This window comes from Fodinibius halophilus, from assembly GCF_011059105.1.
Classification (GTDB): Bacteria; Bacteroidota; Rhodothermia; order Balneolales; family Balneolaceae; genus Fodinibius; species Fodinibius halophilus.
Window position 1 is genome coordinate 1 of the sequence record NZ_JAALLS010000026.1, and the last position, 25,923, is coordinate 25,923.

Below are 25,923 nucleotides of genomic sequence, written 5' to 3' on the forward strand. Positions count from 1 at the left end.
AAAAGCTTGAAAAAGTCATAGTATTCAGCATGACAAGGAATCGTTATATGATTCAGTTGTCCCTCTTTTAAGTTATTTCGAGGTCCCTCTCCTATAGAATAGGGCAGTAAAGTAAACCATTCTTAAAGGAGCCTGCCACCACGTTGTCACTCTTCTATTTTATCTTTCCACCACACTGGAAACTGGACTGCAGAACCGTGATATTAGCTCAAGCCGTCACGCATTACGGTTCATGTATCACGAACCACACATCCTGCAACCTGAATCCTGAAACAGACTAACCTAAAAGCATGGAATTGATCTCAATCCTATTTATTATTATTGGCCTCATCTTAGGCTACGTCATCGCCCACTTCAAATATAAGAGCAGTCAGGCGTTAAGCAGGGAAGAGGCAGAGGTTCTGGAGCAGGAGCGCGAGCAGGCTATGCAGACGATCTCACGGCTGGAGGAGCGCAACGAACGATTGGACGCTGAGGTCTCGGAAGCAAAGAATAACTACCAGAAAGAACAGGGCCGAGCCAACGAAGCAGAAATGCAGCTGGCTGAACTCAATGCCGACTACCGCAACCTTAAAGAGCGACTCCGTGAGCAGAAAGAGGAGATGGAGAATCTGCAGGATAAGTTTAAGGATGAGTTTGAGAATCTGGCCAATAAGATCCTGGAGAAGAAGTCCCAGAAATTTACCGAACAGAATAAAGAAAAGCTGGATCAGCTGCTTAAGCCGCTGGGCGAAAAGATGGAGGCCTTTAAGAAAAAGGTGGAAGAGACCCACAAAGAGGATATTGAGGGACGAAGTTCCTTAAAAGAGCATCTCAAACACCTCAAAGAGATGAACAAACAGATGGCCCAAGAGGCGAAAGACCTGACCCGGGCACTGAAAGGGGAATCCAAGACGCAGGGAAGCTGGGGTGAGGTGATCCTGCAGCGGATTCTTGAGAAGTCAGGCCTTACCAAGGGACGTGAATATGAGGTACAGGAACATCATACCACCGATGACGGCCGACGCTTGTATCCGGATGTGGTGGTACATCTGCCCGACGAAAAGCGTCTTGTTATAGATTCCAAAGTATCGCTGACCGCCTACGAACGGTTTAGTTCTGCTGATGATGAAGCTGAGCGGGAGCGGGCCCTGAAGCAGCACGTGAATTCCTTGCGAAGCCACGTAAAGGGGCTCAGTAGTAAGAATTACGAGCAGTTATACGGCGGCAACAGCCCCGATTTTGTGCTGATGTTTGTACCTATTGAATCGGCCTTTGGAATAGCCCTGCAGCACGATGCCAGCCTTTATTACGATGCCTTTGATAAAAATATTGTGATCGTAAGTCCTTCAACGCTGTTAGCTACCCTCGCTACCATTGACAGCGTTTGGAAGCAGGAATACCAAAGCAAGAACGCGCAGGAGATAGCAGAACGCGGCGGTGCACTATATGATAAGTTTGTACTGTTTGTAGAGAGCATGCAGGATATTGGGCAGCGTATTCGTCAGACCCAAGAGAGTTACGACGAGGCGATGGGACGTCTGTCTGAAGGGCGTGGTAATGTAGTTAGACAGGTAGAGATGTTGCGAGAGCTGGGAGCCAAAGCCAGCAAGAATCTGCCCGGCGATCTGGCCGAACGTCAGCAACTGGAAGAGAAGAACAAAGATTAGCCTCCAACTTCCAATTTCCAGCCTCTAACCTCCAACATACAACGTAGCTGACTTATGATGATCGTTTCGAAAATACGAGAAGCATATTAGTTTTTAATTTCATTTATGGTAAAAGCTTTTCATATTTGTGTCTATGAAAAAATATCTTTCTACGGTCGTTTTAACCCTATTATTGCTACATATTTGGCAACCAGTACAAGCACAGGATGATATATCAGTAGAACTGGGAGGTACAGAAGCCAAATCTGTAGCAAAAGCACGCAGTATCGGTTATACAAATACGGTAAGCCCCATTGCCTTAGGTGTTGGAACAGTAGCCATCACTGACAATAATACTTTTGAAACGGTAGGTGCAGGTCTGGCAGTGTATGGTTTAATAATAGGTCCTTCAACGGCAAATTTTCATGTAGAAGACTACAAACGTGGTGCCCTTGGGGCGGTCGTTCGCGGTGTGGGGGCATTTTTAATGGCGGATGCAACCCGTGAAATTTTTGGGGATGATTTTGCTGATGCTCTTACTATAGATGACCGCAAAGTATCTTTAACGGATACTAAAATACTTATTGGAGAGGTCCTGATACTGGGGAGTATGGTATATAATATTGTAAGTGCAAAAGCATCAGTGAGAGAATATAACAGGCGTTCACGATTTTCACTGAAAATCGATTCTGAGCAGATTAATTTTAAAAACAAAACAGCGCCGATGCTTACCGCACAGATAAGGCTATAAAAGCTTATTCATCGGAATTATAGTGCAGTGGTTTAACCAAGGAAGCAAGGGTATTGCCGTCATGATTGGATATCGCGGCATACCAGACATCATTCCACTTCCAGGAAACTACATGTTTGCCATCAAACTCTCGGATATAAAAATCTGTAGGGTTATTGCATTGCTGTATGGCCTCTTTAGTTCGTATGAGGTGCCTGTTTTGCTTCAGCTTGTCTAACTTGAAAGCGAAAATATAAATGTACTGATCTTGGGCAGGGAGATAATACTCAAGCATGGGGGCCTTGAAACCGGAAACAAAGGTATGATACACTACACCTTTAAAACTGGCATTTCGAATAGAGGGGATAATCATGGGCATATCGTAATTGGAAGCGAGCTGTAGTTCCGCTGATCCCAAATCTGTGGTCGCAATAGTTGGTTCTATCCACTGTCCCTTATTACGCACGAAGTGGTCATATGCCGATTGCTCAATGTTATATAGGGGCTTTGTAGAGGTTGCAGTAGGGGCAAGGGTGAAGTATGTCCAGCCAATGATGGCAAATATAGCGATGGCTGCCGCAATTTTCATAAATGTGCTACTGTTGCGTTGCGCTGATTCTTCCGCATATTTTTTAACATTTTTTGGGTGCCCAACCGATCGATCTGTCGGGAGATCATAGATGGGTGCGTCTGTTTCTTTGGCGTTGTAGCTTATACCTTTAACAAACTCTTTGATCGAAGCAGGAGCCTCGGCGCGTGGGCAACGTGACTGTACAACAGTTTTTACTTTCTTCATCGAAAGATATGCATAACGTATCTCTTCGTCTTCGGAGATATAGTCCATAAAGGATTCATGTTCACTATCTGTCGCTTCCCCATCTATTACAGGAGTAATGAGTTGAATCGCTTCTTCTTTACTAAGTTTAGAATTTCCCATAGCACTATCTACTGATGCTGCAGACGGATTGCGGTAATAAAGACCTGTATGTCTCCATTCAAACAACAGCAGGTATTGTTTGAATGTTCCGCGTATTCAAGGATTTAAGAAGGTTTAACTTTTTTAATGTTTGTAATTGTTACGTTGCCAGAACTATATGAAAGCCATTTAGCATAGGGGGATTTGTATCAGTATGGGTATGTAAGGTTTCCTTAATTTGTTGACTATCAAAGTGTTCCAGCACTTTGTAATTGGTTTCTGATAACAAATCTTCAAATTCGTCCATCGATTTATTGAGCTGTAATTCTTCGCCTACGAGTTGTACACTGGACTGAAAGACACGACGCTGGAATGGCGAAAGCTCATTTAGGGCAAAATGTGTGCTTATGAGAATGGGGTTATTTAGAAAATGCTGTTTAAGCTGTTGTAAGGTGTGTTTTACAGTACGGGTGTTCAGATAATCAAAAAAGCCTTCTGCTACTATGATAGTTTTTTTATTGGGATCAAGATTGGGTTGACTTCCCAAAACATCGATTAACTGATTTTCCGGCAGATAGGTTTCGATAATCAGGGGATGTCGGCTGTTGGGATAGAATTGCTGAAAAAACGCTCGTTTTCGTTTCGCCATATAGGGTACATCACATTCAATACAGTACATCCCTTGCTGGCAGTAATGGTAGGCCAGATGGTCAAAACCGGCCCCCAATACAATCAGTTGTTCATAACCATCAGCGATGCATTTCTTCACCATCCGTTGAATATACCATTTACGTGCTATAACATGAAGTAAGTCACCGGGCAGCAAAAGCTCTTCTGACCAAATGTACAGGCGACGAACCCATCCAAATTTGAGCCAAAAGTGGTAGTAGCGTAAAGGAGCAGGTAATGTTTGCACAAGGTGCTCATAAAATGAGACAACAGAATCATCAAATAATGACCGGAAGGTATCAAAACGGCTGAGCCCGTAAAATTTGATCGCTAAAAAGGCCGCTGTTTGACTAAGCTGATCGGCTTTCATTTGAGTGTAATAAAAGATTCGATGATCTCGACTATTCTGCTGCGCTGATAGTAATATGGACCTCCAATGCTATAATTGGATAATTGAAAACTGATTCCAGGGCTTTTCGTTGGGGGGCGCAAGTTCAAAATGCATCTGTTGTTTGAGCGTGGGATGTTCAAAGTTCAATTCTACAGCTCGTAATGCCATATTACGGCCATCGGGTTGATCTATCCCATACTTGTAGTCGCCCCAAATCGGATACCCTTCATGAGCAAGTTGTACTCGAATTTGGTGTGGCCTGCCGGTTTGTAAATGAACGGATAGCAAATTCAGATCATTCGTTTCTTCCAGTTTAGCAAAAGAAAGGATCGCCTCTTTCCCTTTCTTCTGGTTTCCGGCTACCACTTCTACTACGTTTCGATCCCGATCTTTATGCAGATGATGAGTGAGCATACCGTTTTGAGGTGGCGAGCCCGATGTAATGGCCCAATAGGTTTTCTGTATTGTACGATCGCGTATTTGTTGAGATAGGGCATTGGCCGATTGGGGAGTTTTAGCTAATAACATTAGTCCGCCCACCGGACGGTCAAGTCGGTGAACTAACCCCAGGTAGGGATTATTTTGAGTACGACTGAGATACTCTTTACATAGGGTGAGGACATCCGGATCGCCGGTATGATCTTCTTGGGAGAGAACATTGGCAGGTTTTTGAATAAGAAGAAGGTGATCATCCTCAAAAACAATAGGGATTTCGGGCTGCGTGTGCGTCTGCTTCATTATGCGTTAAGGTACCGTTCTATGCGTTCTTGTGATTCGGGTTTTGTATATAAGCTTACTGTTGTGAGGAGACTTACATTTACTATAAGTCCGTAAATTCCTTCGTGTAGGGGAAAGGGACGGAGTTCGGGATAGAGCAGAAAAAGTATGGTGGTGAGAACCCCACCCAAAAGCCCAGCTATTGCCCCGTATCCTGTTGCTCGTTTCCAGTAAAACATGCCAAGCACCAGTGGAAAAATTTGCGCGACTCCACCGTAGGATCCCAGCAGCAGGTTAACAATGGGCACATCCGAAATAACGGCAAAATAGTAAGCTACCAGACTGATGATGATAACAAGGAGTCGGATAAGATTACGTTCCTTTCTATCAGTAAGCCACTTGGCTGGTAAAATGTGAGAAAGGCCATCACGGACGCCGATAGAAGCTGCTGAATGGAGTATGGCATCACCGGAAGACATAGAGGCAGCTAGTGTACCAGCACAAACAAGGCCAATAATGATTATGGGCAGGTCGAGTTGGGTTAGGATATATGGTAGAATACTGTCTGCGGGGGTTACACCGGGATAGGCAAGGATGGCCGTAAAGCCAATGATTAAAATTGGAACCAGGAAAAACTGAAATGTAGGATAAAGTACCGCTGTGAGTTTCATCGTTCGGTCGTTATTGGCGGCAAAGGCGCGCATAAAAAGGTGAGGCCACACCGAAAACCCTATTGCCGATACAACTACGGCTGAGCTGTAACTCCACCAGTTCCAGGGTTCACCGGAGGCATTGAGACCGGGAGCCTGTAGCATAGCCGACATGTCACTTTGGGCAATTTGGGTAAACATCTCGCCTACTCCTCCGAATAGTTTATAAGGCAAATAGAGTCCTAGGAACCAAGCGATTACCATCATAAAGATACCTTGGAAGGTATTGGTCCAGCCTACGCCCATAACACCGCTAAAGTAGACGTACATTAAAACCACGAGATAAGCGATGCCTGCTCCCAGCCATTGTGGAATGGCGCCTTCGCTGATAGTGGTGATAACATAACCGGCGCCTTTCATTTGTAGGGTTAAATAGGGTATAAAGACAATAATACTTATGACAGCCAATAGCGCAGATAGTGAGGTACTGTTAAAACGGTCTTGCAAAATTTCGGCTTGCGTTACAAAACCATACTTTTCACCTAAGCGTCGCACTTTTGGTCCAAAGAAATAGATAGGAATCATACCGGTGGCTCCATAGGAGATAATGTAAAAGGCCGCAGCACCCCGGGAGTAAGCCCAACCGGGTCCACCGAGGAAAGCAAAGGAAGAGAAGATGGAAGCCCCCAACACAAAATAAAGCAGCAGTACATTCATGCTGCGGTCACCGGCCACAAATCCGCTTACGCTATCAGAAACTTTTAATCCCGGAATAATACCCATCGCCAGAGTTACGGCAAGGTAAATTCCACAGATAAGTAAAATAATAACCCAACTTTCCATCAGGATTCAGAAGATTTGGGGTTCTGGTGTGTTGGATCGGTTAAATAATACCAGAGCAGCAGAAAAAAGGCGGATACCAGCATCACTACAACCCAGAAAAAAGAGAGCGGTAATCCCAGGATCATAGGATAAATATCCGAAAAGAGAGCATAGCCCGGCCAAATCAATCCCAGTTGAATGAGAATAAAAATAGTTATAAAAAATTTTTTCCGAAGGCTCATAGAGAATATAATCGATCTTGATTCGTCTACTAATGTAATAATTATAGGTTATGAATCAATCCCTGATATTGGGATTGACTTATTTTAAGGAAGTTTTGCAAAATCTATTGCCAACATCTCCGAGGGATTTATACTCTCGCTAAAAAATATGGGATATCGGTGGTACAACCATCTTGGTATGGGGTTTGCAAAGTCCTCTTTAAATGTTTCCATTCCAGTAACACTATCAGTAAGTTTATGCCTGGAAAAATTGAGATTATAAAAGAGTTCTTTCTACGATGAGCAATGAGCATAGCCCCGATGTGGATGTAAAGGAAAAAGTGGATAATCTGCCGCTTTCTCCCGGCGTATATATGTTTAAGGATAAAAAAGATCGGCTGCTCTATGTGGGTAAGGCCAAACGATTACGCAACCGGGTGCGGTCCTACTTTCAGGATTCCAGTGATCACAACGGGCGTATTCGGGTGATGATACGTAAGATCGAAGACCTGGACGTGATTGTTACGGATTCGGAGGCGGAAGCCCTTATTCTTGAAAACAACCTGATTAAAAAGCACCAGCCGCGGTATAACATTCTCTATCGGGATGACAAAACCTATCCCTATATCTGTGTTACTAATGCCGACCGTCCTCGCGTTTTTCCAACGCGAACAGTAATCAACGACGGTAGCAAGTATTTTGGGCCCTACGACAGTGTGAAACATATGAAGCGGATGCTTGAGACCATTCGTAAGGCATTTAATCTATGTACCTGTGCGGTATCCCGAAAGAATATCGATCGTACCAAGGGGGCACCCAAATGGCACTCCTGTTTTGATGATTACCTGGAGAGTTGTTCCGGGGATTGGGATCTTGAGGAGTATAGAGCTACCATAGAGAAGGTAGAACGAATGCTAAATGGTCGCACGAATGCGCTAATTCGTGATCTCAAAGAGGAGATGTCGATCGCCTCTGATGCATTGGAATATGAAAAGGCAGCTCGCATACGTGATAGTTTGCAAGCGGTACAAAAGTACAGTAAGAAAATGAAGATGGTAGCCGGTAAAAAAGTGGACCGTGATCTGTTTGCTGTTAAGGTTGATGAGGAGATAAATGAGGCCTGCGGGGTGCTCTTTAAAGTGCGGGAAGGGAAGCTGATCAGCAAGTTTCATCGGTTCCTGAAGAATATCAAACACCTCGAGAAAGGGGAGATGTTGCAGTCTTTTGTAGAAGATTACTATACGGGACAGTATGCGGGAGCTATACCTGATGAGGTTTATGTTAGTGATGAACTTAGAAATTCGGAACCACTTGCCCAGTACCTATGGGAGGAGCGAGGTAAAAAGGTGCGTGTTCACCGTCCGCAACGGGGAGAGAAAGCAAAAATGATACGTATGGCACTTTCCAATGCTAAGTTGTTACTGGGAGAACGGAAGCTCGAAAAAGAAAAAGCGGCGCGTAAACATATTCCCCATTCGGTGAAAGAGCTTAAAGAGCAATTGGGTCTCGATCGTTTGCCCCGACGTATTGAGTGCTTTGACAACTCAAACCTGCAGGGCAGCGATCCCGTGGCATCTATGGTCTGTTTTGTAGATGCACGTCCCAGGAAAAGCTCCTATAAGCGTTTTAATATAAAAACAGTTGAGGGCCCCGATGACTTTGCGTCTATGAAAGAGGTATTAAGCAGACGCTATAAGCGTGTGATGGATGAGAAAGAACAGATACCGGACTTAATAGTGGTCGATGGAGGCAAGGGCCAGCTAAGCAGCGCCGTTGCTGCTCTTAAAGAGATCGGTTTCTATGGACAGTGTGAAATTATCGGTTTGGCAAAGCGGCTCGAAGAGGTTTTTGTACCTGGCAGGTCCCAATCCATTATGATCCCCAAGAAATCATCAGCCCTGAAATTATTGCAGAAGGTGAGAGATGAAGCACATCGTTTTGCCGTTGAGTTTCATCGCAATAAACGATCGAAGCGTACAATAAAAACTGAGTTGACTCAAATTAGTGGTATTGGTGATAAAACGGCCAAGCAGTTACTGACAGCGTTTGGGTCGGTGAGTGCTGTTCAGGAGAGTTCGTTGAACGAACTACAAGAAGAAGTTGGCAATAAAACGGGAGAAAAGGTGTATACCTATTTTAATGGGGATGAAGAGGAGTAAAGAGGGAAGCTTTTTCATATTTGAGTTTTGTTATTGGTTAATTGACTGCTTTTAGCCGGGCAGAATGGGGTAAAAGGATCAAAAATGGCAGGTTTCATGGCTTCGGCATGGAAGTTGTAGTATTTAATACCTCTAACATTATCATGTGATAGATACTAACTCTGCTAAGAATTAGAATGAAAACAGCTATTAGCAGTAGGCGATTGGTTTCACCATTTTGGAACAATTATTTGCATAGTGACTATATTAACTGTTTACTAACAGTCAATGAATTACAAAAAAGTTTGTTCTGAATGTAAGATGAGGTCAATAACATGCATCTAATAACTTGTTAGTTGCATCGCTGACTAAAATTTTCTTAATTCAGCCGTGAGGTTATTATGAAACTCAAGCAATCAAAACATATCAGTAAGAAATATCAGCAACTCGAGGATAGAGATCTTGTTCGTTTTTACCGACAAAACGGTGACGAGCAGGCATTCAACGAGTTAATGAATCGGCATCAGACCAAGATCTATTCCTATATCTATAGTATGGTGGGCAGTGCCGGGAAAGCTGATGATATTTTCCAGGAAGTCTTTACAAAGGTCATCACAAAGATGGATGACACCTATAACGAACAGGGGAAATGGATTGCCTGGGTTATGCGGATTGCCCATAACGCAACAATCGATTATTTAAGAAAACAAAAACGGTTTGTGGACGTTAGTTCTAACTACGACAAAGAATCAAACACTGATTTCTATGATCGTTTGCCTGATGAAGATCTTATCAGCGCACAGGAACAGCTCGAGAAAGAAGAGGCTAAAAGTAGTCTTATGAAGCATATAGGTGAGCTTTCCAAGGAACAACGTCAAGTAGTAATGTTGCGACACTATTATGAGATGCCGTTTAAAGAAATTGCTGAACTTACGGATGTTTCCATAAATACCGCATTAGGACGCATGCGGTATGCGTTAATAAATCTTCGAAAACTTTTTGAGAAAGAAAAAGAACAAGAAGAAAATAATTATGCCCAACGAGGATAATGATTGTATTCGGTACCTGATGAAGGAGATGGATCCTTCTGAGGAGCTACTCATGGAACGAGCAATGATGGAAGATGAAGATCTTCTTATCGAAGTTGAAAGCATGAGACAAACGCTCCAGAAGTTGAATAAACTTCCAAAAATGGAACCGCCTTCTGATGTTACCGATGCCATTATGGATAAAGCGGCTGAACAAGCCGAAAAGAATCGTCAATCCCAGAAGACATTTAAACCGGTATTACAATATGCCGTTGCTGCTACACTGGCTTTAACAGTTACGGCCGGTGGTATGTGGTACTTTATCGGTAGCGAGAGTAAAAAGAATGCTCCTGCTGAGACGACAACATCATCAACGGCTTCTTCTGCCAATATCTCTTCTAATCTCAGGGGAGCACAATTATCTACAATAAACAATGATAAATCACAATCCTCGCCATTAGATTCATCCCAACCTGAGGTTGAACCATGGACCGACCGGAATGATATTCTTCGTTTTGAAGATCAGTTTTTGAAGCAAAACGGGCAGTACCAAACACTTATTAAAGATGCTACCCAAAAGTTGCGTTTGATTGAACGACCCACGCAGGGTACCAATCGTGTAAATTCTCTTCAATTAACAGGATCGGGTAATTAATTGCTGGTTTTGTTAGCCGAAAGGCTCTATACTTTGATATCTTAAAGTAGTACAATTTCCTTTATAAAAAGTTAGGTATCAGAGTAAGACTTCGAGTACCCCCCAAACTGTTTGGTAGGTCAACAGTGTAAGAAGATTGAACCAGCGAGTATAACAGATGATTACCCATACCGAAGCGATTATTTTCAGGACGGTAGATTACCAAGAGTCCAGTAAGATTGTTACCATGTTTACCCGAGAGCATGGTAAAATTGCACTTATGGTTCGCGGCGCCAAAAAACCGAAAAGTAAATTTTCGGGGCTTATAGAGGTCGGCAATATTCTTGATGTTGTTTATTACCACAAGTCATCGCGTTCGGTACAAATTCTCTCCGAGGCCAGCTATGCCGTGAAAAATGACCAGTTACGTGTCAATTTTGAGAAGATGGCCACGATGACATCAGCTATTGAGTTGATTAGCCAGCTTCTACATGATGATGAAGTCAATAAGCCACTCTTTGATTTTTCTAAAAAGATGTTGACCTGGCTCAATACGGCTGATATCCATCCACCGGTGATGTTTCCGTACCTACAGATACGGTTGGCGGCGCTTACCGGAATTGGCTTACAGCTTGATGTAAACCAGACGGAGGAAGAAACGAACTATTTTAACCTGGAATCGGGTTTAATAACTACAGAAAGTATTTCTTCGCATTCTTACAAACTAACGCAAACGCAATACGATTATATTCGTATTGCACTTCAGGCAAGGAGTTCAAAATTATTTGAGATGCCGTTTGATACTGGCGAATTGGGGTCACTGATCGATCACTTAGACCGATACTTGAAATATCATGTTGAAGGACTCCGGGACCGTAAATCTGATGCTATCTTTGAACAAATTTTACAGGAGTAGTTATGAAAAGCCGAGACCGTTATTTGTCGGGTATTTTGTTAGTACTTATTGGCGTAATTATAGGTACGCTTATCGCTTTTTACCAGCAACAAAATATGGTAGATGACCACGCAGAGGTAGAGGTTACAGAAGTAAAGCATAATAGCACACCAATTTTTAGCGACGAAGAGCTAACCAAGATTGATGATCGATTTCTCTTTAAACAGATCGCTGAGCGCGTTACTCCGACGGTAGTATATATAGAAACGGTAATACCATTTTCGGGTCGTCGTAATGTCCCCGATGATGAATTTCACGATGAGGAAGATGGGTTTTGGGGAAATATTATCCCTCGCCGTACGCGTACTGTGGGCTCGGGTATCATCATAAGCAGTGATGGATATATTTTAACAAATAATCATGTTATTGATGGGGCAGTAGAGGATGGTATTGAAGTAGTATTAAACGATAAGCGGGCATTTGAAGCACGTATTGTGGGTCAAGATCCTACCACGGATTTAGCAGTTCTTAAAGTTCCGGCAAAGAATCTTCCTGCTATTACTATTGGTAATTCCAATGAAGTAGATGTGGGAGAATGGGTGCTGGCTATTGGAAATCCATTTCGGTTGCGATCAACGGTAACGGCGGGTATTGTAAGTGCGCTAAGTCGGGATGTCCAGATTATCAATGACCAAATGCGGGTGGAAAGTTTTATTCAAACGGACGCCGCTATAAACAAAGGAAATAGTGGTGGGGCATTAGTTAATACGGATGGAGAATTGATTGGGGTCAATACTGCTATTGCCTCTCAAAGCGGCAGTTACCAGGGCTATGGCTTTTCAGTACCTTCGAACTTAGCGGCTAAGGTGGGGCAAGACCTTATTCAATACGGTGAGGTGCGTCGCGCCCTGCTGGGAGTAACGATCGTAAGCGTGAATGCTGAGTTGGCGGAGCAACTGAATATGGCTGAGATTCGCGGAGTACAGATCACGGCAGTATCGCCCAGTGGAGCAGCAGCTAAAGCAGGACTACAAACAGAGGATGTCATTTTAAGTGTTGACGGGGATAAAGTGAACGAGTCTAATCAGCTGCAGCAGAAGATAGCGGTACGAAATCCCGGTGAGTTAGTGAAGCTCAATATTTTGCGAAATGGCAGAGAGCTACAAAAGACTGTTGAATTAGGATTGTTGGAACCTGAAGGCCAACAGTTTGCCAATACTGCCCCTCCCGAAGAAACAGGTGAAAAAGGCGGAGACAGCGATCATTCACTTGATGATGAGAGTCGTTTTGCTGTGCTTGACTTTGGGATTAAGGTGATGGCGATTCGCAAAGAAGGGACGTCTGATACGTTTCATCTGATCATCACCGAAGTAGTAAATGGGTCCGAAGCTGCTGAAAAAGAGCTAAAAGCTGGATTTGAGATAATAAAAGTAGGCGATCAAAAAGTTGAAGATCTGGAATCTTTAAAGGATCTTATAAGTCAATTTTTAAATAAATACAATTCGGTACTGTTAGAGGTCAAAACCCGAGAGGGAGAGGCCAAAGTGGTCGAATTAGAACAGTAAAATTATTTTTATGCATCGTTTTTTGGTTTTAGTGGTGGTTGTTATTTCATGTTTATTCCTTTCATCTTGTTCTGGGACATCAGAAGTGGCTCAGCAGGAAACCTCCTCCCAAGAGGAGGTAAAAGACTCTCCCCCATGGTATAGCACTAAATCAGTGGTTGACAGCGAAGACAAGTTGTTGGGATATGCCTCGGCCCTGAACAGTGATTCCGCTTCTTCAGTATCAAGGGCAGTGTCTCGCGCAAAAGTAGAATTGCAGGCGGCTCTATCTGATAAGCTGGAAGAAATTCGGTCTGATGCAGTTTCGGAATATGGCTCGGGTTATGGTTTAGATTCTGCAAAGTTTTTAATTGCCCTTCGGAAGGCGGATAAAGCTATAAATGACATTGTTACGGTAACCAATACTGAGGCAAGAAATGTAGAGGGTTACGAGAGTTATCGTGGTTTTGCGCAGGTGAAGGTATCGAAGTCTGCGTTAGTTGAACGAATTGGTAAACGACTGGCAGGGTATGACAAAGCATGGAATGCAATGAAAGAATCCAAAGCTTTTGAGAGTTTCTGACAGGGAAATTATACTGATCTGCTTAAAGGGTACTCATAATTTAATGAGTACCCTTTTTCTTTTTTACCTACCCAAGAGTATATAATTGGTCCTCCCTCTATAACTAATATAATTTTCAACATTAGCTTATTAGTGTTATAATAAATCACCTATTAGGTTAAAAATATTAGTTTAAATAAAAAGGTAGGGTTAAAATGTTACGAAAAATACTATTTGTTGCGCCACTTTTTCTATTCTTACTATTGAGTTTGCAAAATAGTTATGCACAGATTACCACTGCCTCTATAGAGGGTATTGTAGTTGACCAAGATGGGGAACCTCTGCCGGGGGCGAATGTAATAGCAGTCCATGAGCCTTCTGGCACTAAGAGGGGGACTTCAACGCGGACCAACGGCCGTTTTACATTAAATAATTTACGAGTGGGCGGACCATATACGGTGAAAGCTAGTTTCGTCGGTTTTGAGCCACAATCCCAGAAAGAAATATTCTTGACGCTAGGTAAAACTCAAACAGTGCGGTTCGAGCTTGCTGAAAATGTGGAAGGGTTGACTGAGGTAGTGGTAACGGCCGGAACAGAAGATATAAATGATAATAGAACCGGTGCCGCTACAACGATAGATAATGCTGAACTGAAAAATCTACCGACCATTACTCGTTCTGCTGAAGATATCTATAGAATATCGCCCTCATCTGATGGCAACTCGTTTGCGGGTCGTAACGATCAGTTTAATAACTTCTCTTTGGATGGCTCTATATTTAACAATCCTTTTGGCCTTGATGCTGCAACGCCCGGAGGACAATCAAATGCACAACCTATATCGCTGGATGCTATTGACCAAATACAGGTTTCAGTAGCTCCTTATGATGTTACTCAATCGGGATTTACTGGAGCATCGGTTAATGCTGTAACCAAAAGTGGTACTAATACTTTTAAAGGTTCGGCATTCAGCTATTATCGTAATGAGAATTTCACAGGTGGTAAGGTAGCTGGAAATGATATTTTTGTCCCTGATCTTACGCAGTTACAATCCGGAGTTAGTATCGGAGGTCCAATTGTAAAGGATAAATTATTCTTTTTTGCTAATTTTGAAATTGAGCGGCGCGATGACCTAGGAACTGATTTTTTAGCTGCTGATAGTCCCGGTGAAATTGGATCCGGTAATACTTCGAGAGTTCTTGAATCGGATCTAAAAGCAGTAAGTGATATTTTGAAAAGCGAATATGGATATGAAACGGGGCCATATGAACGTTATTCCCATGATACAGACAATAATAAGGGGATTTTAAAGCTTGATTGGAATGTTAATCAACAACATTCGGTAACGTTGACATATAATTTTTTAGATGCCTTTCGTGAGCAAAATGCTCACCCATCAGCCTTAGGACGACGGGGACCGGATATTACGACATTGCAGTTCTTTAATTCCGGCTATCGCATTAACAATGACATACAGTCCGGTATCCTGGAAGTGCGGTCGATGTTCGGCAACAAGTATTCCAATAAATTACAGATCGGCTTTACCCATTTTGATGACAGCAGGGAGCCCTTTAGTGAACCTTTTCCGGTTATCAATATTGCCAAAAATGGGTCACGGTATATTGTAGCCGGTCACGAACCGTTTTCTATTCACAACCGATTGGATCAAAAAGTATGGCAGGCAACCAATAATTTCGACATTTTTGCCAATGACCATACCATAACTGTTGGTAGTTCATTTGAGGCTTTTCTGTTTGATAATTCTTTTAACCTGGGAGCCTATTTTAGCGGGCAACCCGGTGGAACCTTTGCGGCTGATTTTTCCAGTGTCCAAGATTTTTTGAATTATGTTAACTCGGGACAGTTTGATTCTGCGGTACAAAATGCGCGAGATGTGTATAAAAATAATAACGCAAATGATAGCTGGGCACTGGCAGAAACCAATATAGGGCAGTGGGCGTTTTATGCTCAGGACAAATGGGCGGTCAGCGAAGATTTTACGTTCACCTACGGGTTGCGGGTAGATCTGCCACTCTATTTTAACACTAAAGAAAAGATTCGCGAAAATATTGAACGCAAAGGAGGAACTATATCCGAAGGCGGTACCTATGCCCCTGGTGTAACTTACTTTGATGAAAATGGGAACGGGGTATCTTTTGATCACACGAAATTACCGGATCAAGATCCACTGTTTTCACCTCGGTTAGGGTTTAATTGGGATGTGTTTAGTGATCAAACCTTACAGCTGCGCGGTGGGTCTGGGTTATTTACGGGACGATTACCTTTTGTGTGGATTGGCAACCAAGTTGCCAATCCTGATTTCTTCTTTTATCAAATTACCTCTCCTGATTTTGATTTTCCCCAAGTATGGCGTTCTAACCTCGGGGCCGAGAAAAAATTTGACGGCGGGTGGTTGGTATCCACAGACTTTATCTTTACGAAAGATATCAATGCTGCTATCGTACGGAATTATGGCTTAAAACCGCCATCAGGAAATTTAAATGGGGTTGATAACAGAGCATATTATCTGTCATCCGATCATGCGACAGGTCCTTTTGGGGGCAATGTTAATGCCTATGTATTTACCAATACTGATAAAGGCCGTAGTTTCAACTGGACGGTAGAGGTAAAGAAGCGTTTTGATAGCGGACTTTTTGCCTCACTGGCTTATAACTATCTGGATTCACGTGATTTGAGTTCGATTGAAGCCGAAATTTCCAGTGATGCGTTTGCTCGTAATCCGGCTCTTGGAAATGTTAACAAACCGGAATTAGCGCCCTCGCTATATGGCAACAAACATCGTTTTGTGGGACGCTTAAACAAAACGTTCAATTATAGTGATGGCATGTGGGCAACAACGGTTTCTCTATTCTTTGAATATGCTAAAGGAGGGCGGTATAGTTATACCTATTCAGGAGATGCCAATGGGGATGGGTCGGGACTTAATGATCTCATCTATATTCCCACACAATCTGAACTGGAACAGTATGATTTTTCTGGGACCCCAACAGAACAAGAAGCACAGCGACAGGCATTTAATGAGTACATTGTGCAAGATGAATACCTCAACGAGAACCGGGGAGAATACGCTGAAAAGTATGCTAATTTGAGTCCATGGTATGGTCGTTGGGATCTGCGCTTAATGCAAGAGCTGGATCTTGGAACGAACTCTTTTGAGTTTACTGTGGATATGTTAAATGTTGGAAACCTGCTTAACTCTGAATGGGGGGTAAAGAAGGCACCGGTTAATACCCAACCGATAGGGGTAAGTGTTGATGCAAATCAAAATCCTACCTATAGTTTTGATACCAGCCTAGATGATACTTATACAAACCAGTTTAACTTGCAATCGAGATGGCAGGTACAATTTGGATTGCGATATAACTTCAACTAAAAAATAACTTCGGTCACAATTAATTCATAAAAAAAGCCCGCAAAGTAATTCTTTGCGGGCTTTTGGTATATAGCTAGAAAAGGGATGTAGGGTATACTACATATTTTCTACAATTTTATCTCCAAACTCAGAACATTTGAGCAGTGTTGCATCGTCCATCAGTCGCTCAAAGTCGTAGGTTACGGTTTTTTGGCTGATAGAAGCTTCCAGTCCTTTTTCGATAAGATCAGCAGCTTCATCCCACCCCAGGTAACGGAGCATAATAACACCGGAAAGAATTAATGAACCGGGATTCACCTTATCCTGGCCGGTATATTTAGGAGCAGTACCGTGTGTTGCTTCAAAAACGGCTAAGCCTGTGTTATAATTAATGTTGGCTCCGGGTGCAATACCAATACCGCCTACACAAGCTGCAAGAGCATCAGAAACGTAGTCACCGTTGAGATTCATAGTGGCGATTACGTCGTACTCATCAGGACGGGTAAGGATCTGCTGCAGAAATGCATCTGCAATAGCATCTTTAACAACGATTCCGTTGGGCAGTTTACACCAGGGACCTTCGCCGATGACTTCGGCATCAAACTCTTCACGGGCTACTTCATATCCCCAGTCTTTGAAGCTACCTTCGGTAAACTTCATAATGTTCCCTTTGTGAACAAGGGTAACGCTGTCTCGGTCGTTTTCAATGGCGTAGTTGATTGCCGAGCGAACAAGACGTTTTGTTCCTTCTTCAGAAATCGGTTTAATTCCCAGAGAGGTGGTATCAGGGAACCGCATATTATCTACTCCCATTTCATCAATCAAGAAATTTTTCAGTTTCTCATTTTCCGGGGTTCCTGTCTGATATTCAATACCGGCATAGATATCTTCGGTATTCTCACGGAAGATAACCATATCGGTTTTTTCAGGATGCTTTACCGGGCTGGGGGTTCCTTTATAATATTTAACCGGCCGTACACAGGCGAACAGGTCTTTATGTTGACGAATGGCAACATTCAGCGAACGGATGCCACCGCCAACAGGAGTTGTTAAAGGTCCTTTGATAGCAACCTTGTAGTCTTCAATAGCATTAAGGGTATCTTCGGGAAGCCATTGGCCTTCACCGTAAAAATCTACAGCCTTTTCTCCGGCATAAATTTCAAACCATTCAATTTTCTTTTTACCGTCGTAGGCCTTTTCAACAGCGCTGTCGAGCACATGGCGCATGGTTGGGGTAATATCGATGCCAATACCATCACCTTCGATAAAAGGAATAATAGGGTTGTCACCAACGTTCAGGCTACCATCAGATTCAGTAGTAATTTTAGTCCCGTTTTCGGGAGGCGTAATCTTGTCGTAACTCATGGATATTTCAGCAATAAGTTCGGATTAAATTTGCATTCTAAGTATAGTAAAAAAATGATGCAGGTGCAGAGTTATACGTAATTTCAAATAAAATTAATTAGCAGTCGTTTTATAGAACGATAAAGGAGCTGAAAATTGGTTATTTTCTCATTATATTGTGCAACAGAAAGAATTCCTATTTTTAGCCAAAGGAATCCGTTATGATTAAGTCAATGTTCGGGCATCGTCCCAAAAACAAAAAGTTTAAATACCAATACCGGTATTACGATCCCAAGAAAGAGCAGAGCCGACGCGAGCGTATTAAAATAAAACGCCCCTATAAAAAGACCCATCAAGGACGTTCTGTTTTGATTTATGCACTGGGATTGGCAATGGTGATCTACATCATGTATCTGCTGTAGTTTTAGGTGTGATTTCATCTTACTTATAGGGTGATAATTTTGTATCATCTGCCTTAATAAAAATCATGCAAAAGAAGCAGGTACCTTGACTCAGGAAACGGATTCTTCAAATTCCATAATACGTCAGCTTCCCCCTGAAATTTCAAATAAGATAGCCGCCGGTGAGGTTATTCAACGACCAAGTTCTGTTGTCAAAGAACTGTTGGATAATTCCATTGATGCGGGTGCGGATCATATTAAAATTGTGATTCAAAATGCGGGGCGCACACTCATCCAGGTGGTGGATAACGGCTCCGGTATAGGAAAAGAGGATATACGCCTCTGTTTTGAGCAGCATGCCACCTCTAAGATCCAGGATATGGATGACCTGTTTCGTGTCCGTACACTCGGTTTTCGTGGCGAGGCGATGGCTTCTATTGCATCGGTGGCCCAGGTGACGCTCAAAACGAAGCGTCACGAAGATGATATGGGTTATAAATATGAAATTTGGGGAGGCGAAGAAAAATCCTTTGAACCTGCTGCTGTCGAAGCCGGAACATCTGTGGCTGTACGCAATTTGTTCTTTAATGTCCGTGCTCGCCGCCAGTTCCTGAAGACAGATGCTACCGAGTTTCGACATATTCTTAAGACGGTACAACAGGCCGCTCTAGCCAATCCCGATATCGGTTTTGAGCTTATTGCCGATACTGATACGATATATGATCTGCCGAAAGAGCAGTCGATGAAAGAGCGTATCAGCGGAATGTTTGGGAAGAGCTACAAAGCAAGTCTTATTAAATTCAGGGAAGAAACAAGCTACCTGACGGTGCATGGCATTCTTGCCGATCCCAAGCTAACGAAGCGCAGCAGGGGAGAACAGTTTATCTTTGTGAATGGACGACCCATTCAGCATCGATGGCTTACTCATACTATCCTAAGTATTTATGATACATGGACCGGCGAAAAGGATTACCCGTTTTATGCTATTTTTCTTGAAGTTGATCCCAAGCAGGTAGATGTGAATGTGCATCCTGCCAAAGAAGAGGTGAAGTTTGAGGATGAACGAAGTATGATAAAGCTCACAAAATCAGTGGTCAAGAAGGCATTGAATGAGCAGTTCCTGGTTCCGGATGTCACCGATCGGGAGCAAAAGGATGATAGTTCCTCTCCAAGAGGGTTTTCTTCGAACTTTAACTTCGGAGGACGAAAGAATACCGGTTCTAAGCAAAAGCAGGATAACCCGGTAAAATTTCCGTCTCGGATTAATTTTGATCGTCCTGAGAAATCATCAAAAAAAAGGGGACAGAACGATTTCTCGAAACAGCTCTACGATTTTGATGATCAGTCGGAAGAGCAGGGGGCAGAATCAGGACAGGATGCCGGGCAGTCTGACAGACCGCAACGAATGCGAGATCGAGGCTTTTGGCAGCTACATGATTGCTATATTCTGACGCAAACGCGCTCCGGTCTCTGTATGATTGATCAACATGCCGCACACAAACGTATAGTCTATGAGAAAGCGTTGAGCGCAACAGAGGCGGCTATACCCAGTACACAGCAGCTTCTTTTTGCACAGACCGTGGAGTTTTCAGCATCTGAGTTTTCCCTGCTTGAAGAATTGCATCCTATCATTCAGCGTATGGGCTTTAATGTACAGCTTATGAGTGGCAATACTGCTATGGTAAGCGGGGTGCCCGCTGATATTGATGTGGGGGATGAGCAGTCGGTATTAAAGTCGATGCTGCACCAGTACAAGGAGTTGGATGGGAAATTTGATTTTGATGAGCGTCGTAAGTTGGCGATTGCATTTGCATCGAAAACGGCTATCCAAAAGGGGAAAAAGCTTACCGACCTGGAGATGGAAAATCTGTTGGATCAACTTTTTGCCTGTGAAGAGCCCTATAAAGATCCACTGAATAAACCTACAATAGAGTACATTCCACTTGAAGATATTGAGGCTCGCTTTCGATAAAAGTGTTGCTTATCATCTGAGCTCAAGTACGTTGGTGGGATCTCAATCTCATCCCGTATTGGATAAAAATTAGCATTAACTGTTTAGTGTGACATCTATGAATATTTTGGCTGTTGAGCCGTTCTACAGCGGATCACATAAAGCTTTTTTAAAGGGCTTAGAGAAGCATTCGCGTCATAATATTATTCCGGTGAGCCTCAGCTATAAGGGTAAAAAGTGGCAGATGCACGGCAACTCGGTGGTATTAGCCGGGATGACTCAAGACATAGCCGAAGATATTGACCTCTTGCTGGTGAGTAGTATGACCAATCTGCCTGCTTTCTTAGCGCTTACAAATCCCCGGTTTGCTGAGATTCCCAAAGTAATGTATATGCACGAAAATCAGTTTACCCAGCCGATGCCGGAAGGGGAAGAGCGCGATCTCACCTACTGCTACCTCAATTATTTGAGTATGCTCTCGGCCGACCAACTTATTTTTTCATCGAACTTTCACCGGGATGATTTTTTAGAAGCCCTGCCCAAATTTTTGGAGCATCACCCGGATGATAAACACTATTATCCTGTTGATAAGATAGCCTCAAAGAGCAGGGTTCTGTATCCGGGCCTGAATTTGAAGCGGTTTGATAAGCAATCGGCTCAGCGTGAATCCAATGAAAATCCAGTGATTGTCTGGAATCAACGCTGGCAATTCGATCGGAATCCTGCGATGTTTTTTAGGGTACTTAACCGGTTGAATGATATCGATCTGACGTTTGACCTTATCTTAGCCGGAGATACCCAGCACGAGAAACCGGAAGAGTTCGAAAAAGCGTGGGAGCGGTATGGGCGCCATATTACTCACTTTGGATACGTAGAAAACGAAGAGAGCTATAGCCGTTTGTTACACAGCGGTGATATTGTAGTTTCAACAGCGACCTATGAATTTTTCTGTGTAGCCATTATGGAGGCGATATACTGTGGTTGCCATCCACTGGTTCCCAATCGGCTTCATTACCCCGAACTTATTCCCGAAAATCTGCATGAACCCTTGTTGCATGCCCCTGTGTTGTATGATACCGAAGATGACCTGTTTCACTATCTAAAAGATCTACTGACAGAGGAGACTAAACCGCTGCCAAATACTTCTTTACAGAATATTAACAAGCATTTGGATTGGTCTAAACGTATCGATGCATATGATGATATGTTTGAGGAGTGTCGGGATATAGAAATCGCTTCCTCTCTGTCCTAAAAAGTAAATCAATCAAGAATTAGAGAGTAAGATCACTTCTGGTAAGCAGAGGCAATAAATGTATAACGGGATGGCATCCCGTTCATATTGTACGTAGTGCTAGCTGTTAACTCTGTTAGATAGAAATGGGGGAATAAATGAACGAGATGGCATCTCGTTCAACAGGGTTGATTAATAGGTAAGTAGTACTTAATTGTCGTTTACGTACAGCTGGTTGTTTCATTCTGTATATTTTTATCGCCCGTAGGCAATAACCTTGAGAGGATAATAGCTTTAAGGGAGCTGTACTCCCGTAGCGTTGATGTTGTCTGCACAGATAGGTAGAAAATAAGTTATAATTACATTTCAATTATGGCTGTTCATCTTCCGCCACTACGTTAAAACTTCGAGGCGCCTACCTGTACAACCTTCGGTTTCCGCTGGCAACCCCATCTTCGTTTCAGCCGCAAGGAGGACTTCTTCTTGCTCTATCAACGACTGACATCGCGAGTGCAGTGAAACGGAACGCGGCGATCTCCCTGATATAGCTACTCGATGCGTTAAAGGATATCCTTTGGATACTACGCACACCTACGCCGAGGTGAACTCTGTCGAAGTTTTTGAGTGAAGGTATGGCTTCGGCGCACTTTGCGATCTAAGAAAAGGAGACTGCCACGGTCTTCCGAAGAATCGCCGGAATCCCTTGCAGTGACACTGCTTTTAACATTTTTAAACCGATATTAGCATTGGGGTAAGAGAGTGCCAAGCAAGCAGATGAGATATCTCACGAATTGCCAGCGGTTCGACATGACCTGTAGGTTATTTGTTCCTCCACTATGCAGTAACCCCACTCTGTTAGATAACTCTTTTAACTAATTACCCACCCCTTACTCCCCTCCCCGGAGGGGAATATTACCTACCTCTTAGACACTAAGCGAGCCTCTTCCATGGATCCCTCGGCTGCGCTTATCCATAAAACGGGGAACCTTGGGATAACGTTGCTTTTATTCTTTAAAAACAGCGCCTGAATTGCTGTTACTTATGCAATATCCTCAAAATAACGTCTCCCTCCATGCTTGCAGGGAGGGAACAAGGGTGGGTCAGCCTGGCACAAGCGGGTTGACACGGCAATCTCTTTGAGACAACCGGCTGATGTATGAGGAGTGCCTCTTTAGAATCTACGCGAACTCATAAGTAGACTATCGCCCGTAAGCAATAACCTTGAGAGGGTCTGTTTTAGCAGCAATTCGGGCCGGCAGCCATGATGCTAAGGCACATAGTACAAAAGTAACTACGCTAACAAGGAAAAAGTCGAGTAAGTGTGGCTCTACCGGAGCGTAGGCCATATAGTAGTTTTCTTCGGATAAGGGAATAATATGATAGGCGGTCTGAAGCCAGGCAAAAGTGACAGAAAGAGCAATTCCGATTGCTAAACCAACAACGGCTACAAAAAATCCCTCTAACAGAAAGATACCCCGTATACTCTTGTTGCTGGCCCCCATTGTTTTAAGGATACCAATATCCCGAGTACGGGTAAGAACCATCATCAGAACGGTGCCAATTAGGTTAAAGGCCGCTACGATTATCATTACGCTTATTACAAAGGGGATAGTTTCTTCCTGTAGGTCAACCCACGCAAAGAGACTGCTGTAGCGTTTATATATTGTTTCTGAAAAGTAAGGATACTCCAGGCTGGCAATAAATTTTTGATTCAAAGATTCAATCTTTGACGGATCTTTTAATCGGATTTCGATAGCCGAGGCGCTGGATTCCTGAAACTGGAACAGCTTTTGGGCATGGGGACGAGCAACAAGTGCTAAAATATTATCGAACTGGCTTATGCCGGTTTGATAGATACCTGTTAGCCGAAACTGCTTAATTTCCGGGGAGTTCAGTGGAGAGGGCAGCCCATCAATAGTATAGGCGGTGAGCACAGAGTTGATATCAGCACCCAGTGTTTTAGCAATTTTGGACCCCAGCACCATACCGGGCAGGCCGGTAGAGTCGGTCCCCAAATTATAGCTGCCTTTTGTTATATAGTTTCGGATATCCGTGAGATCGCCTTCTTTGGAAACCCCTTTAAAAAGCGTTCCCGTTACATCTTCGGATGATTGTAACATACTTTGGCTGGTAATAACGGGTTGAATCTCATCAATTTCGGGATACTGTCTGAGATCCGATATCAGGGTATCAGCCTGTGAAATAGGAGTGCCGTTGAAGGTCGTTATGGTAACATGGGGAGCGAAGCCCAGAACTTTATCGTTAATAACGGATTTGAAGCCATGAACTACAGAAAGAGCGATGAGCAGGCCGGCCGAACCTACGGCAACGCCGGTTATGGCCATAACCTTAATAAAGGATAAGAAGCTGGATCCTTTGCGCTTACCCTTGAAATATCGCTTGGCCAAATACCATTCGAAGTTCATAGTAAAATGTTATTGGTTATTAGTTATTTGTTAATTGGCTTTTGAGGCGATAAAGCCCCAAATAGCCAATAACCAATAACTATAATTACTTCTCCGGTTTCATCTGTGGAAAGAAAAGGACATCGCGGATCGAGTCGGAATCTGTCATAATCATAGCAAGTCGGTCAATACCGATGCCGAGTCCTGCTGTGGGAGGCATACCGTATTCCAGCGCCTGTAGAAAGTCTTCGTCGATGGTCATTGCCTCTTCGTCACCTTCAGCGCGCAGGCGGGCCTGCTCTTCAAAACGTTCACGCTGATCTACAGGATCGTTGAGCTCTGAGAATGCATTTGCAATCTCTTTACCGTTACAGATACATTCGAACCGTTCAACCAGCCCTTCTTTCTCACGGTGTTTCTTGGCCAACGGACTCATCTCAATGGGGTAGTCAGTGATAAATGTGGGCTGAATAAGTTTTGGCTCAACAAATTCACCAAATATTTCATCAATAATTTTGCCCTTGCCATAACTGTCTTCCAACTCAATGTTAAGATCTTTGGCAGCAGCCTTGAGTTCGTCCAGATCTTTGCCATACAGATCCTTGCCGGTTTCGTTCTCAATAGCCTCAAACATAGGAATTCGGGGCCAGGGGCGTTCAAAGTCGATCTCGTTATCGCCTACCTGTACTGTTGTAGAACCGTGAAGCTCTTTAGCTACCGTCTCTACCATACTTTCTACAAAGTTCATCATCCAGTCGTAATCTTTGTATGCTACATAGAGTTCAACCTGGGTAAATTCCGGGTTGTGGAAACGGGAGAGTCCTTCATTACGGAAGTCTTTTGAGAATTCGTAGACACCATCATATCCGCCCACAATAAGACGTTTGAGATATAGCTCATTGGCAATACGCAGGTAGAGCTTCATATCCAGTGCGTTGTGGTGTGTCACAAAAGGTTCTGCGGATGCGCCCCCATAAATAGGCTGCAAAATCGGAGTTTCAACCTCCATATAGCCTTTGTCGTTCATAAAGTTACGCATCGCCTGTACCATCTCGGTACGCTGCTGGAAGACATCACGCACTTCTGGGTTTACAATAAGATCGAGATACCGTTGGCGATAGCGCTGCTCTTTGTCAGAGAAGGCATCATACACTTTCGTTTCGCCATCCTCTTCAACTTCTTTAGGTACCGGAATGGGGCGCAGCGTTTTACTGAGTAGCTGAAATTCTTTAGCGTAGACCGTAGTTTCACCGGTTCCGGTTTTGAAAACATGTCCTTTGATCCCCACGATATCGCCAATATCGGTGAGCTTTTTAAATACTTTGTTGTACTCTTCCTTTCCTACATCATCACGGCGAATATAGACCTGAATTTCTCCTTCAGAATCTTGCAGGTTGAAGAAGGTTGATTTTCCCATGATACGTCGTGTCATGACACGACCTGCAACCGACACTTTTTCAACATCGTCTTCGTCTTGGTCATCCTGTTTTATAAGTTCGGGATGGTCCAGAATGTATTTACTCTTATGGGTTACCTCAAAATCATGAGGATATGGTTCGTAACCTAAATCACGAAGCTCCTCTAATTTTTCTAGACGTATTTCGTGCTGTTCGCTTACTGAAGATTCAGTATTGCTCATGAGAAAATGCTGTGTTTGATTCTATTGTGTTGAACG

The 25,923-nt window shown here is 43.3% G+C and carries 20 protein-coding genes; 12 read left to right on the forward strand and 8 right to left on the reverse strand.

Translation table 11 applies throughout. The features are described 5' to 3' along the window. Positions 1–290: 290 nt before the first annotated feature. The gene (locus G3569_RS15820; RefSeq protein ID WP_165270974.1) at positions 291–1,649 is read left to right on the forward strand and encodes a DNA recombination protein RmuC; all 1,359 of its coding nucleotides are present in this window, start codon (positions 291–293) and stop codon (positions 1,647–1,649) included. 127 nt (positions 1,650–1,776) lie between these two features. After that, on the forward strand, positions 1,777–2,379 hold the full coding sequence (locus tag G3569_RS15825; RefSeq protein ID WP_205720244.1) for a hypothetical protein: 603 nt from the start codon (positions 1,777–1,779) through the stop codon (positions 2,377–2,379). A gap of 4 nt (positions 2,380–2,383) precedes the next feature. Here G3569_RS15825 and G3569_RS15830 read toward each other — a convergent pair whose 3' ends face one another. The 5 genes from G3569_RS15830 to G3569_RS18445 form a co-directional block, all read right to left on the reverse strand. Further along, a complete protein-coding gene (locus G3569_RS15830; protein ID WP_165270978.1) occupies positions 2,384–3,295 on the reverse strand; it encodes a hypothetical protein in 912 nt (303 codons plus the stop codon). Between the two features lie 139 nt (positions 3,296–3,434). Then, on the reverse strand, positions 3,435–4,313 hold the full coding sequence (locus G3569_RS15835) for a class I SAM-dependent methyltransferase (protein WP_165270980.1): 879 nt from the start codon (positions 4,311–4,313) through the stop codon (positions 3,435–3,437). 69 nt (positions 4,314–4,382) lie between these two features. Then, the gene (locus tag G3569_RS15840; RefSeq protein ID WP_165270982.1) at positions 4,383–5,072 is read right to left on the reverse strand and encodes an RluA family pseudouridine synthase; all 690 of its coding nucleotides are present in this window, start codon (positions 5,070–5,072) and stop codon (positions 4,383–4,385) included. Beyond that, complete coding sequence (locus tag G3569_RS15845; RefSeq protein ID WP_165270984.1) at positions 5,072–6,544, reverse strand: sodium:solute symporter family protein; 1,473 nt, start codon at positions 6,542–6,544, stop codon at positions 5,072–5,074. The genes G3569_RS15840 and G3569_RS15845 overlap by 1 nt, the downstream gene beginning before the upstream one ends. Beyond that, the gene (locus G3569_RS18445) at positions 6,544–6,765 is read right to left on the reverse strand and encodes a hypothetical protein (RefSeq protein ID WP_205720245.1); all 222 of its coding nucleotides are present in this window, start codon (positions 6,763–6,765) and stop codon (positions 6,544–6,546) included. Before G3569_RS18445 ends, G3569_RS15845 begins: the two co-directional genes overlap by 1 nt. 278 nt (positions 6,766–7,043) lie before the next feature. Between G3569_RS18445 and uvrC the strand changes: the two genes are divergently transcribed. From uvrC to G3569_RS15880, 7 genes are all read left to right on the forward strand, one after another. Then, positions 7,044–8,903: an excinuclease ABC subunit UvrC gene (gene uvrC / locus G3569_RS15850; RefSeq protein WP_165270986.1), complete on the forward strand. Its 1,860-nt coding sequence runs from the start codon at positions 7,044–7,046 to the stop codon at positions 8,901–8,903. A gap of 380 nt (positions 8,904–9,283) precedes the next feature. After that, complete coding sequence (locus G3569_RS15855) at positions 9,284–9,931, forward strand: RNA polymerase sigma factor (protein WP_165270988.1); 648 nt, start codon at positions 9,284–9,286, stop codon at positions 9,929–9,931. Beyond that, on the forward strand, positions 9,915–10,565 hold the full coding sequence (locus tag G3569_RS15860; protein ID WP_205720246.1) for a hypothetical protein: 651 nt from the start codon (positions 9,915–9,917) through the stop codon (positions 10,563–10,565). The genes G3569_RS15855 and G3569_RS15860 overlap by 17 nt, the downstream gene beginning before the upstream one ends. Before the next feature lie 157 nt (positions 10,566–10,722). After that, positions 10,723–11,460 carry a DNA repair protein RecO gene (gene recO, locus G3569_RS15865; RefSeq protein WP_165270992.1) on the forward strand — a complete coding sequence of 246 codons (738 nt, stop codon included), beginning with the start codon at positions 10,723–10,725 and terminating at the stop codon, positions 11,458–11,460. Positions 11,461–11,462: 2 nt separating this feature from the next. Continuing rightward, positions 11,463–13,004, forward strand: coding sequence for a trypsin-like peptidase domain-containing protein (locus tag G3569_RS15870; protein WP_165270994.1), 1,542 nt, complete (start codon positions 11,463–11,465; stop codon positions 13,002–13,004). A gap of 10 nt (positions 13,005–13,014) precedes the next feature. Further along, on the forward strand, positions 13,015–13,566 hold the full coding sequence (locus tag G3569_RS15875; protein WP_165270996.1) for a hypothetical protein: 552 nt from the start codon (positions 13,015–13,017) through the stop codon (positions 13,564–13,566). Positions 13,567–13,760: 194 nt separating this feature from the next. Further along, complete coding sequence (locus tag G3569_RS15880) at positions 13,761–16,937, forward strand: TonB-dependent receptor (RefSeq protein ID WP_165270998.1); 3,177 nt, start codon at positions 13,761–13,763, stop codon at positions 16,935–16,937. A 96-nt stretch (positions 16,938–17,033) separates the two neighbouring features. Here the strand turns inward: G3569_RS15880 and icd are convergent, their stop codons facing one another. After that, complete coding sequence (icd, locus tag G3569_RS15885) at positions 17,034–18,281, reverse strand: NADP-dependent isocitrate dehydrogenase (RefSeq protein ID WP_165271000.1); 1,248 nt, start codon at positions 18,279–18,281, stop codon at positions 17,034–17,036. Between the two features lie 200 nt (positions 18,282–18,481). Here icd and G3569_RS15890 point away from each other — a divergent pair, with 200 nt between their 5' ends. From G3569_RS15890 to G3569_RS15900, 3 genes are all read left to right on the forward strand, one after another. Next, positions 18,482–18,682: a hypothetical protein gene (locus tag G3569_RS15890; RefSeq protein WP_240894749.1), complete on the forward strand. Its 201-nt coding sequence runs from the start codon at positions 18,482–18,484 to the stop codon at positions 18,680–18,682. Between the two features lie 85 nt (positions 18,683–18,767). Further along, on the forward strand, positions 18,768–20,633 hold the full coding sequence (mutL, locus tag G3569_RS15895) for a DNA mismatch repair endonuclease MutL (RefSeq protein WP_165271002.1): 1,866 nt from the start codon (positions 18,768–18,770) through the stop codon (positions 20,631–20,633). 97 nt (positions 20,634–20,730) lie between these two features. Then, positions 20,731–21,864: a tRNA-queuosine alpha-mannosyltransferase domain-containing protein gene (locus G3569_RS15900; protein ID WP_165271004.1), complete on the forward strand. Its 1,134-nt coding sequence runs from the start codon at positions 20,731–20,733 to the stop codon at positions 21,862–21,864. A gap of 1,178 nt (positions 21,865–23,042) precedes the next feature. On the opposite strand, the gene G3569_RS15905 is transcribed toward G3569_RS15900, so the two are convergent. Next, entirely contained in the window at positions 23,043–24,269 is a 1,227-nt protein-coding gene (locus G3569_RS15905) for an ABC transporter permease (RefSeq protein ID WP_165271006.1), read from the reverse strand. 85 nt (positions 24,270–24,354) lie between these two features. Further along, positions 24,355–25,887: a lysine--tRNA ligase gene (gene lysS / locus G3569_RS15910; RefSeq protein WP_165271008.1), complete on the reverse strand. Its 1,533-nt coding sequence runs from the start codon at positions 25,885–25,887 to the stop codon at positions 24,355–24,357. Between the last annotated feature and the right edge of the window lie 36 nt (positions 25,888–25,923).

Coding starts and splice junctions, on each gene's coding strand:
- G3569_RS15820 (WP_165270974.1), top strand. CDS start 291: ATGGAATTGATCTCAATCCTATTTATTATTATTGGCCTCATCTTAGGC.
- G3569_RS15830 (WP_165270978.1), bottom strand. CDS start 3,295: ATGGGAAATTCTAAACTTAGTAAAGAAGAAGCGATTCAACTCATTACT.
- G3569_RS15835 (WP_165270980.1), bottom strand. CDS start 4,313: ATGAAAGCCGATCAGCTTAGTCAAACAGCGGCCTTTTTAGCGATCAAA.
- G3569_RS15840 (WP_165270982.1), bottom strand. CDS start 5,072: ATGAAGCAGACGCACACGCAGCCCGAAATCCCTATTGTTTTTGAGGAT.
- G3569_RS15845 (WP_165270984.1), bottom strand. CDS start 6,544: ATGGAAAGTTGGGTTATTATTTTACTTATCTGTGGAATTTACCTTGCC.
- G3569_RS18445 (WP_205720245.1), bottom strand. CDS start 6,765: ATGAGCCTTCGGAAAAAATTTTTTATAACTATTTTTATTCTCATTCAA.
- uvrC (WP_165270986.1), top strand. CDS start 7,044: ATGAGCAATGAGCATAGCCCCGATGTGGATGTAAAGGAAAAAGTGGAT.
- G3569_RS15855 (WP_165270988.1), top strand. CDS start 9,284: ATGAAACTCAAGCAATCAAAACATATCAGTAAGAAATATCAGCAACTC.
- G3569_RS15860 (WP_205720246.1), top strand. CDS start 9,915: ATGCCCAACGAGGATAATGATTGTATTCGGTACCTGATGAAGGAGATG.
- recO (WP_165270992.1), top strand. CDS start 10,723: ATGATTACCCATACCGAAGCGATTATTTTCAGGACGGTAGATTACCAA.
- G3569_RS15870 (WP_165270994.1), top strand. CDS start 11,463: ATGAAAAGCCGAGACCGTTATTTGTCGGGTATTTTGTTAGTACTTATT.
- G3569_RS15875 (WP_165270996.1), top strand. CDS start 13,015: ATGCATCGTTTTTTGGTTTTAGTGGTGGTTGTTATTTCATGTTTATTC.
- G3569_RS15880 (WP_165270998.1), top strand. CDS start 13,761: ATGTTACGAAAAATACTATTTGTTGCGCCACTTTTTCTATTCTTACTA.
- icd (WP_165271000.1), bottom strand. CDS start 18,281: ATGAGTTACGACAAGATTACGCCTCCCGAAAACGGGACTAAAATTACT.
- G3569_RS15890 (WP_240894749.1), top strand. CDS start 18,482: ATGATTAAGTCAATGTTCGGGCATCGTCCCAAAAACAAAAAGTTTAAA.
- G3569_RS15900 (WP_165271004.1), top strand. CDS start 20,731: ATGAATATTTTGGCTGTTGAGCCGTTCTACAGCGGATCACATAAAGCT.
- G3569_RS15905 (WP_165271006.1), bottom strand. CDS start 24,269: ATGAACTTCGAATGGTATTTGGCCAAGCGATATTTCAAGGGTAAGCGC.
- lysS (WP_165271008.1), bottom strand. CDS start 25,887: ATGAGCAATACTGAATCTTCAGTAAGCGAACAGCACGAAATACGTCTA.